This window comes from Oculatella sp. FACHB-28, from assembly GCF_014696015.1.
Lineage (GTDB): Bacteria > Cyanobacteriota > Cyanobacteriia > Elainellales > Elainellaceae > JAAUTN01.
Genome location: NZ_JACJPJ010000039.1, coordinates 23,685 through 32,895, shown reverse-complemented (window position 1 = coordinate 32,895; position 9,211 = coordinate 23,685). Strand labels below are relative to the sequence as shown.

The window sequence follows — 9,211 nt, the reverse complement described above, 5'->3', positions numbered from 1 at the left end:
ACTGCCTGGTAAACTTAGTCTGTGGCTTGATCGCCTACTGCCACCAACCCAAGAAGCCCTCCCTGCTCATTGACACTGCTCTGCCTGCGTTTGCTTAAGCCGAATTGACGTTACAGTAGTGTCAGCAGTTCCATATTCAAGCGCTACCTAACGGCAAAGTTTATGCAACCGCTCCAGCCTGGAAGACTCGACCGATCACTTCCTCAACGGGAGGATCGGTAACGGTCAGGTCTACTACGTCTAACTCTGCGAGGATGCGGGCAACGGTTTGAGTCAAGTCTTCGCGGTGAATCAGGAAACGGACAATGCAGCCTTCGACTGCGCCAACTTCGCCATAGGTTTGTAGTTTGGTGAGTGAGTCTTCGGCACAGAGCGTGTGCGATCGCCCCCCTTCTCCCTTATCTGCTAATTTCTCTTTTAACTCCACCTTCACTTCACGGTAGGGAGCAAACCGCTCTAGCAGCCCTTCCAAACTACCGTCATAAATTAGTGTTCCGGCATAGATCAACAGTACCCGCTGACACAGCGCTGTGATATCTGCCATATAGTGGCTGGTGAGTAAAACTGTTGCCTGATAGCGCTGGTTATATTCCCGCAAAAACTCACGTACTGCCACCTGAGCATTTACATCTAATCCTAAAGTGGGTTCGTCCAAAAACAACACTTTAGGGCGGTGCAGCAGAGCAGCCAACAGTTCTGCTTTCATCCGTTCGCCCAGTGAGAGCTTGCGGACAGGCTGAGTCAGCTTATCTTCAAGGGAAAGCATATCAACCAATTCCCCTACTCGTCCGCGAAATTCCTTATCCGAAATGCCGTAAACTGCTGCATTGATTTTGAGTGAGTCCAATGCAGGTAAATCCCAGATAAGCTGCTGCTTTTGCCCCATCACCAGGGTAATTTTCTTTAAGAAGCTTTGTTCTCGCGTGAATGGAGTATGTCCTGCAACATTAATGCGACCACTAGAGGGATGAATCAAGCCAGTCAGCATCTTGAGTGTGGTGGTTTTGCCTGCACCATTGGGTCCCAGAAAACCTACGACTTCTCCAGGTTGAATGTGAAAAGAAACATCCTGCACCGCTTTCACATCACGATAGGTACGATGAAAAAAGTGAGTTAATGTTCCTCTTAAACCTGCTTCCTTGACGGCAACAGGATAGGTTTTGCTGAGATTTTCGACCGTGATGATAGACATGAAGGAAGGAAGAGAGATGAAGAATGAGGGATAAAGAGCTTAGTAATGTGGAGAGTATTTGTGAAATCCGTTTAATTTGAAGGTGATTAAGTTCAACGGTTATGTGTTTTGTTGAGAAACGGCTAACCGCAGTCCGAGAGCGATCAAAACGGCTCCTGTAATTCGCTCAGTCCAATGGGAGATTGCCAGAAATCGGTTTTTGATGGAGCGCTGGGAAATCACGATCGCAACTAGAGCAAACCAAATGAACTCTAGTGCCACCATCGTCAGTCCATAAACTGCTTCAGTAAACAGTGGCGTTGCAGGTTGAATGATTTGGGTAAATAGGGCAAGAAAGAACAGAGTGACTTTAGGGTTAAGCAAGTTGGTGAGAAAACCAATCCGAATTGATGCAAATCGAGCGAGATCGTGAGTTTGCTGAGATGATGAATGTTGAGCGTTTTGAGTAGCAGAGCTTTCGGGGACGATTGGTTTGTGCCGCTGCGCTTGGAGTGACTTGATGCCAACGTAGATGAGGTAAGCTGCTCCTAACCATTTAATCGCATTAAACAACAGGATTGATTCTGAGATAATGACTCCAATTCCAACCAGGCAGTAGGTTACATGAACACAGTTGCCAGCAGCTAAACCCACGGCGGTGTAAATGCCTGACTGCCTCGAATAAGACAAACTGTTGCGTAAAGTCATGGCAAGGTTGGGTCCAGGAGCCATTACTGCTAAACACCCGATCGCCAAAACCGTCAGCCAATCTGCAAAAAATGACATTTTGTAGACACCCCAAGTTCAATGGCAATATCTGATTTACACTACACCGTTACTTCAGACTCTACACCCTTCTGTAAGGTGAGGTACTGATAAAGGGTGTCTCGCTGCTGTGCTGTGCGATTCAGAGAATGAATCGCTGCTTTGAGATCTGCTACTTCCATGCAGGTGCCACCTTGGGCACCCGCCATTGTAGTGATGTGTTCTTCCATCAGGGTGCCACCAATGTCGTTGCAGCCCCAGGTCAGAGCTTCTGTTGCTCCGGCTAAGCCCAGCTTGACCCAGCTTGGCTGATGGTTGGCAATCCAGTTTCCTAGAAAAATTCGGGCAACGGCAGTGAGTAAAAGTGAGTCGGAAAGGACAGGCTGATCGCGTCCAACTCGTCGCCGCAGCGGTTTGGGTGCCTCTTGACCTACAAAGGGTAGCAGAATGAATTCGCTGATGCCGCGATCGCCCCTTTCTACCGCTTTTTGCTGGAGCGATCGCAACAGTTCCAAATGCCGCATCTGTTGCTCTGGTGTTTCAATATGTCCCGAAAGCATCGTGCTAGTAGTAGGCATTCCCAAGCGATGGGCAGTTTCCACAATTTCTAACCAAATTGCCGTATTGATTTTCTCGGGACAGAGGACGCGCCGCACTTCATCATCCAATACTTCTGCCGCCGTTCCAGGCATGGAGCCAACGCCAGCATCCCGAAATGCGGCAATCACCTCGGCGTAGCTTAACTCATCTTCTCTCGCGATAAACTGCACTTCTTGTGGTGAGAAGGCATGGAGATGCAGATGAGGAAAGGCATCTTTAATCGTTCTCACTAACTGCACATAGTAATTCAGAGACGTTCCATTCAGCTTTGCGCCAGGATGCAGTCCGCCCTGAATACAAATTTCAGTCGCGCCTCGTTGGACGGCATCGGTGGTTTTTTCTAAAATTGTTGCTTCGGTTAACCAGTACGAACCTTCATCGCCCTCATCTCGACGAAAGGCACAGAAGCTACAGTGCTGTTCGCAAATGTTGGTGAAGTTGATGTTGCGGTTGATCACATAGGTAACAATGTCACCTGATTGTTTGTGGCGTAGGCGATCGCTCGTTTCTCGAATGGCGGCGATCGCTCCTGCATCGGTTTGTCTGAGCAACACCACACCCTCTGCCTCAGACAAATCTTTTCCTGCCAAAGCCCGATCGAGAATTTGATCAACCGTTTGCATCGCTAAAGCGTCCAGAAAAAAGAGCTACTTTACCAATTGTGACAGGTAATCATTCATCGAGTTTTGCAGACGCGATCGCAAATCCTGCGCCTCCTGATAGGCTACCGATCGGTTTTGCAAAGAATGCTGCCGTTGCCAGGGTTTCTCTAGCGGCTGAATGTAATATCTCAAATGAGTCTTCGCTGCCCAGACGCCCATCGATGGAAACAGCAAAAACGCGATCATCAGCGGCGATAGGGGGAACAGCGGTAGCCCTGTCCATTTCGTTAGCTTTCTTGAGTTAAAAGCCCAGGGATGCAGGAATTCGTTGCCAATACAAAGAACAGGCAGGATAGGAATATGATGGCGATCGCTCAACTTGATGAAACTAGGGTCAAACGTCTCCAATTGATGCCGTTGCTGCCAACCTTTTGCCAGTCCACGCCAGCTTTCTGGGGCATACAGCAAAACAGTTTCGGCTTGTTCATCAGCCACCGCCATCTCAAAGCTGTCTCGATTAGCCCGAATGCCTCCCAAAATCTGTGACCAGCCTGCAGGCAACCACCACTTGAGCCAGGGATGATCAAAGAAAATTTCATGGGCAACTGGCTGCACAAACCAGCCTTTTGTTTGGCTTAATAGGGTTCCTAGTCCAACAAAATCCCACGGGAAAGCCATCCCCGCATGATTTAACACAACAATAAAGTGTCCTTGCTGAGGCAAATGCTCAGTGTTGTGCAACTCGGGTTGGAAGTGATGCTGCAAGATTGGAGCAAGAATTTCATCTCGAAATGCTTTCTGGTATCCAGGCTCAACTGAGGCATCTGTTTGACGAGGCGATCGCCCTCCCAGTCTTAGCCAGCGCAACAGCAGCGCCAGATAAAACCCACCCGGAAGGAGAAATAAAATATATTCCAACCAATTCCAACCTTCTGGGTCAGCGTGATAGTGCTGCCAGTGGCGATTAAACAAGATTAGCCAACCTGGGGGATACCACAGACAAAACCAGTCGAACCAGCCAAATCGGTAAGAAGAGGGTGACGGCTTTTGGGCTTTCAAGGTTTTGGCTTCAGATGTGACAGTTTTGGGAGCGATCGCCTGTTTACCTCTCATCAAGAGCACAGAGAACATTTCGGAAATCTACCAACTTCGTGTGCGCCGACGATAGCGTTGCGGCACTCCAACAAACTTGCGCCAGTCCGGTTGGACAACTCTTTTAGGTCAATTTCTGGATACTCCGACTGGGGTGCTTGCAGGTAAAGCTCATACGCTACCTCCAGCACCTTTGTGTTGAGGAGCAAAGGTTTGACTGTAGTTTCAAGAAGACTAAACATGCTGCGGTCGGGGTTTAGGGTTGTTCAACCTTTATGCCAGATGTCACAGCGCTGTGCGTCTATCCTACAGAGGAATTTGTTGAATGTCCTACTCTTTTCATGACAAAAGGTTCAGCGAGGGTACATCGCTGAACCTTTTGTTACCTAATCTTCAACCGCAAGGGAGTAAGCCCGTGACGAGGATTGAACTCGTGACCTCACCCTTACCAAGGGTGTGCTCTACCACTGAGCCACACGGGCAAAAGCCAGTCTTGAGTGCTGAATTTTGAATGATGAGAGGCGTGACCTACTCACAACTCAAAATTCATAGCTCTCGACTTTCGTGGTGGGCCGGGCTGGATTTGAACCAGCGTAGGCGTAGCCAGCGGATTTACAGTCCGCCCCCATTAACCACTCGGGCACCGACCCGCCCAATCCACGATTACTGATAGTAGCACAATGTTCTTGAAAACGCAGCCCCCCATCTAAAATTTCTTTCTACAACTCAAATCGAAACTGCCCGGGAGGGGAGCTTAACCTGTCTACGGTAGGGCAAACAGCTTCTCAGTAACCTCTAGAAGTCGCTTTTTAAAGCGTGAGTGGTGGCGCAGCTTTGCCGCGCCGCCACTCACGCAAGAGGTTTAGGGATGGTCTAATAGGGGCGAACGGATGCTTGCTAGAAAAAAGCAGAACCGTTCTCCACAGTCTCTTAGACGTTAGATATCAAAAGAGTCACCGTTAGCGAGGAAAATCACCTCATCGACGTTGTAGGTCGGTTCAGTCAACAGTGTTTCTCGAATTGCTTCAAACAAGGAGTATTGGTTGGCACTACTGAGACTTTGAAAAGCTTCTTCGCCACGGGGGGCATCTACCTCAAAGTTGATTTCAGCTTCCTGGCTGGACTGATCGACATTCACCTCATAGCCTGTGATGCCGACATCCTGCCCTTGATAAGCCTGCATGATTTGATCAACTGCACCCTCAACCGGCTCGTCAGCCCCTAATAGCACTGACTGTGGCACTAGCTCTTGAGTCTGTGGGTCTGGGATATAAACGACCGCAGGCTCATATTCCCTGGTAATAGAACTGTCTATGTCTGGTGTCCCAGACGGTGTTTCAGTTTCAGTCGCTTGTGCGATTTCAACCGGATTAGCGATCGCTGACAGCGGTAAATTTAGAGCAAGTGCGATCGCTACAAACAACGGTATTAAAATCTTGACCAAAAACCCCTGATTCGATTCAGCTTCCCGCTGCTCTTGGGGAATAGATACAGCAATTGCAATTGCAGATGGCTTTCTAAAATCTTGTTTCATATAACACCCTCCCGAATGCTTACTCGTTTTACAGCAGATAAGCAACTTTACCTAAGCGTTCTCAGACTTTAGCCAGAATGTAGACGCAACGTCATCTGAGCAGGGAGTGATACTTTGTTGTAAAACGAGACTTCTACTGTGCTGCTTTAGTTTCCTTTTGGCGAGGAAGTTGGCTCCGACCACACAATTCTTTAAGGGTGCTAACTGAATCTCAACCTTAAGGGACTTGCCGACCCCGATGAAGTTGACTAGCCTTGTAAATGGACTACTTCTTAGGTAAGACTTTTGGAGCTGTAGCCGCATGACTCCCGTTCAAAGCGATGAGCCAATGAATCAGCCCGTTGACGAAAAGTTCTTGCCTCCTGTGTCTGTCATCATCCCCATTTACAATGGCGAAGCGGACTTGCCCGATTTGCTCGACTGTCTTTGGGCACAGACCTATCCAGCCAGTCAAGTTGAATATTTGCTCGTTGATAATGGAAGTGGCGATCGCACCCCTGATTTGCTGAAAGCTGCCGTGCAGACCAGCGGCGATCGGGGCATTACTCTGCGCTATTTAAGTGAAACTCAAGTCCAAAGCTCTTACGCCGCTCGCAACACTGGTGTTAGAGCAGCCAAAAGCGAAATACTGGCGTTTACCGACGCAGACTGTCGTCCTCAGCCCGATTGGCTAATTAACCTGATACAGCCCTTTACTGACCCTGCGGTGGGTCTGGTTGCAGGAGAAGTTGTTGCGCTTCCCGGTACAACCCTCCTGGAGGAGTTTGCTGATCGCCAAGATACGCTCTCTCAAAAACACACCCTTGCCCATCCCTTCCTGCCTTACGGACAGACGGCTAATTTAGCGATTCGGCAGCAAGCTTTAGAAAAAGCAGGGCTATTTCGTCCCTACTTAACGACGGGCGGTGATGCCGATATGTGCTGGCGCATTCAGCAGCAGGGCAACTGGAAATTGGCTTTTGCAGAATCAGCAGTCGTACAGCATCGCCACCGCGCTACCCTGTCAGAGTTGCGCCGTCAGTGGCATCGCTACGGACGCTCAAATCGCTATCTGCATGAGTTACACGGGGTGAGTTTAATGCGAGAGCCAACCTCACGCGACTACTTCTACCGTTGGAGTCGCTGGTTCCTCAAAGAAATGCCCATCGCTGCTGTAAAAATTGCTAATCGGAAAGCTAACCTTGTGGACTTGATCAACACTCCTGTGGGCTTGATGTGCTGGCAGGCGCGATCGCAAGGTCAGCGAGAAGCAAGACTATCAGATGCAGCACGTCAGATTGAGTGGCTGCACCAAAGTCAGTTTGAGCCACCTATCGAAGCCCCTGACTGAACCTATCGCTCTATAAACGCTGCTTTATGGGCAAAAGGTTACAGGAACAAGTAATACCAGATCACTTCTTAGATCAGGTCAGTTTATAAATCAGGACACTCTCAGTCCAGGTCAAAATTGCTTCGCTGCACTGTCCCGCTTTTGAGTAAAGTTCCGTGAATTCACTCCAGCATCAGTCTACTTCTCTTTTAGTGAAATTCAGACGCAGCCGTCTGGTTACTCTGCTCAAAACCTTACCCCAAAAGTCGCCTTCGCCCGCTCAACGGATGCAGCATGTCAAAAAACTGGGGTATGGCTTAGCGCTGATGCTGGGGTGTGGCGTAGCGTCTCCGGGTTTGGCTGCTGAACGGTTGACGGTACGTCTGGGACCGATCGAACAATCAGTGACAATCAGCGATCTAGAAGAATTTGCCGCTACTGGAGAAATTCCGCCCAGTCTAAGCCTCTATACACCGCTGTTGACTGAAGATGTGAGGCAGGCTCTCAACAGCCGAATTCAGCTAGATCCAGATGTAGGCGATCGCCTGGTTGATGATTTGTTGGATTCTTCTGCCGGACAGCGGCTTTTAAGCACGCTGGAGGTGGCAATTCCTAACAGCACAGTAGAAGACCTTGAGGCAGCGCTCGTTGTGGCAGCACAGCAGGTGGATGGGCTGAGCTTGTTGGGCTTTTTGCGGGCCTATCCAGCGGAAACAGTGGTGGTTGATGGCAGTTCGGCGATCGCCCTGGCTTCTCAGATGAACCTTCCCTACTGGCAAAGCCAGGCCCTCAGCACCATCCTGGAGCGTGAACTCACCGTTGAAACGGAGCCATTTCAGCCGCCCTTTGACCCCACTGTTGGCGGAGACTATTGGGTGCGGCAGCAGACTCTAACATTTCACGATTATGAGCGATCGCGCACGATTCCCGTAGACCTCTACTGGAATCGTGATGTGATAGGACCACTGGTGATCATGTCTCATGGCTTTGGTGCCGATCGCCGCTTCATGGGTTATCTGGCTCGGCATCTAGCCTCTCACGGCATTGTTGTTGCTGCCTTAGAGCATCCGGGCAGCAACGTCGCCTGGTTGACCGGGCTGACGATGGGTGAAATGGGCAGTGGCAACCTGGCTGACATTTTGCCTCCAAGTGAATTTGTCGATCGCCCCCTGGACGTTAGCTTCCTGCTCGACGAACTGGAGCGGCTGAATCGCTATTCGCCTCTGCTCCGTGGACGGCTCAACACCGAACGAGCCACGATCATTGGTCATTCGCTGGGTGGCTACACGGCGCTGGCGCTGGCGGGGGCAGAATTAGACCTGGAGCATTTGCAGCAGTTTTGTGATGGGCGCAGTCCGGTTGGGCTATCTCCAGCAGATTGGCTGCAATGTACAGCGGCAGATTTAGACCCCAACAGCCAAACTGATTTTGAAGACCCACGCATTGCTCAAATCATTGCCCTCAATCCGGTAATGGGACGCATGTTTGCGGAGGCTAGCCTGGGTGAGATCACCGTTCCTACCCTAATTTTGACGGGAACTGACGATTCGATTACGCCCGCAGTCAGTCAGCAAATCTTGCCCTTTGCTCAGATTCAGTCACCCAAGTACCTGTTGACGGCGATCGGCGGTACTCATCTGAGCATTGGCGACCCCGACAACCTCAACCATGACTTAACCGAAAGTCTATTTGTCCGAGAGCGGCGGGGCGAAGAAACGGAGCCGCTGCGTCAACTTTTGCGAGGCGTTAGTCTGTCGTTTGTGAAACAGATGACTTCTGAAGCGGACCGCTTCAGACCCTTTTTGTCGCCTGCCTATGTGCAGTCTTTTTCGACCCCGGATCTACGGCTGCGGTTCAACACGCAGCTTCCCGAAAACCTATCGAACTGGCTGAAGATGGCAGCACTGCCCCTGGAACAACTGGTTGCAGCAACTCTGCCTAAGCAGCAAGAAAATGTCTACATTGAAACGGGCTGTCGCAGTAATGTAGGCTGTCTGTTTATTCGGTTGCCGCTGGTTATGTTTATCTTGCCCAGAGATTTGCCGCTGGCGGGCAGTCAGCTATTTCGGCTAAATCGCCATAATCTTGCCCGAAAAACCCGAAAAACGGATAAACGATAGTTTGATGTGCTGATCACT

General features: G+C 50.0%; 8 protein-coding genes, 2 tRNA genes and 1 pseudogene. 3 read left to right on the top strand and 8 right to left on the bottom strand.

Features of this window, described 5'->3' with window-relative positions; translation table 11 throughout:
• Window positions 1-98: pseudogene (locus tag H6F88_RS33135) on the top strand (IS982 family transposase); the annotation flags it as partial.
• A gap of 62 nt (window positions 99-160) precedes the next feature.
• Here H6F88_RS33135 and H6F88_RS04840 read toward each other — a convergent pair.
• The 8 genes from H6F88_RS04840 to H6F88_RS04805 form a co-directional block, all read right to left on the bottom strand.
• On the bottom strand, window positions 161-1,192 hold the full coding sequence (locus tag H6F88_RS04840; protein ID WP_190641618.1) for an ATP-binding cassette domain-containing protein: 1,032 nt from the start codon (window positions 1,190-1,192) through the stop codon (window positions 161-163).
• 99 nt (window positions 1,193-1,291) lie between these two features.
• Window positions 1,292-1,957, bottom strand: a complete 666-nt coding sequence (locus H6F88_RS04835) for a LysE family transporter (RefSeq protein ID WP_190641617.1) — start codon at window positions 1,955-1,957, stop codon at window positions 1,292-1,294.
• A 41-nt stretch (window positions 1,958-1,998) separates the two neighbouring features.
• Window positions 1,999-3,159, bottom strand: a complete 1,161-nt coding sequence (gene cofH / locus H6F88_RS04830; RefSeq protein WP_190641616.1) for a 7,8-didemethyl-8-hydroxy-5-deazariboflavin synthase subunit CofH — start codon at window positions 3,157-3,159, stop codon at window positions 1,999-2,001.
• 24 nt (window positions 3,160-3,183) lie between these two features.
• Window positions 3,184-4,251: a 1-acyl-sn-glycerol-3-phosphate acyltransferase gene (locus tag H6F88_RS04825; protein WP_242050396.1), complete on the bottom strand. Its 1,068-nt coding sequence runs from the start codon at window positions 4,249-4,251 to the stop codon at window positions 3,184-3,186.
• Complete coding sequence (locus tag H6F88_RS04820; RefSeq protein WP_190641615.1) at window positions 4,251-4,472, bottom strand: hypothetical protein; 222 nt, start codon at window positions 4,470-4,472, stop codon at window positions 4,251-4,253. The genes H6F88_RS04825 and H6F88_RS04820 overlap by 1 nt, the downstream gene beginning before the upstream one ends.
• Window positions 4,473-4,640: 168 nt before the next feature.
• Window positions 4,641-4,712 (bottom strand) — tRNA-Thr (locus tag H6F88_RS04815).
• 83 nt (window positions 4,713-4,795) lie between these two features.
• A tRNA-Tyr gene (locus H6F88_RS04810) sits at window positions 4,796-4,880 on the bottom strand.
• 287 nt (window positions 4,881-5,167) lie between these two features.
• Window positions 5,168-5,764: a hypothetical protein gene (locus H6F88_RS04805; RefSeq protein WP_190641614.1), complete on the bottom strand. Its 597-nt coding sequence runs from the start codon at window positions 5,762-5,764 to the stop codon at window positions 5,168-5,170.
• Window positions 5,765-6,065: 301 nt separating this feature from the next.
• Between H6F88_RS04805 and H6F88_RS04800 the strand changes: the two genes are divergently transcribed.
• Together H6F88_RS04800 and H6F88_RS04795 are read left to right on the top strand one after the other, a co-directional pair.
• Window positions 6,066-7,094 carry a glycosyltransferase gene (locus tag H6F88_RS04800; protein ID WP_242050395.1) on the top strand — a complete coding sequence of 343 codons (1,029 nt, stop codon included), beginning with the start codon at window positions 6,066-6,068 and terminating at the stop codon, window positions 7,092-7,094.
• A 155-nt stretch (window positions 7,095-7,249) separates the two neighbouring features.
• On the top strand, window positions 7,250-9,193 hold the full coding sequence (locus H6F88_RS04795; protein ID WP_199333454.1) for an alpha/beta hydrolase: 1,944 nt from the start codon (window positions 7,250-7,252) through the stop codon (window positions 9,191-9,193).
• Window positions 9,194-9,211 lie beyond the last annotated feature (18 nt).

Coding starts and splice junctions, on each gene's coding strand:
- H6F88_RS04800 (WP_242050395.1), top strand. CDS start 6,066: ATGACTCCCGTTCAAAGCGATGAGCCAATGAATCAGCCCGTTGACGAA.
- H6F88_RS04820 (WP_190641615.1), bottom strand. CDS start 4,472: ATGTTTAGTCTTCTTGAAACTACAGTCAAACCTTTGCTCCTCAACACA.
- H6F88_RS04835 (WP_190641617.1), bottom strand. CDS start 1,957: ATGTCATTTTTTGCAGATTGGCTGACGGTTTTGGCGATCGGGTGTTTA.
- H6F88_RS04840 (WP_190641618.1), bottom strand. CDS start 1,192: ATGTCTATCATCACGGTCGAAAATCTCAGCAAAACCTATCCTGTTGCC.
- H6F88_RS04805 (WP_190641614.1), bottom strand. CDS start 5,764: ATGAAACAAGATTTTAGAAAGCCATCTGCAATTGCAATTGCTGTATCT.
- cofH (WP_190641616.1), bottom strand. CDS start 3,159: ATGCAAACGGTTGATCAAATTCTCGATCGGGCTTTGGCAGGAAAAGAT.
- H6F88_RS04825 (WP_242050396.1), bottom strand. CDS start 4,251: ATGAGAGGTAAACAGGCGATCGCTCCCAAAACTGTCACATCTGAAGCC.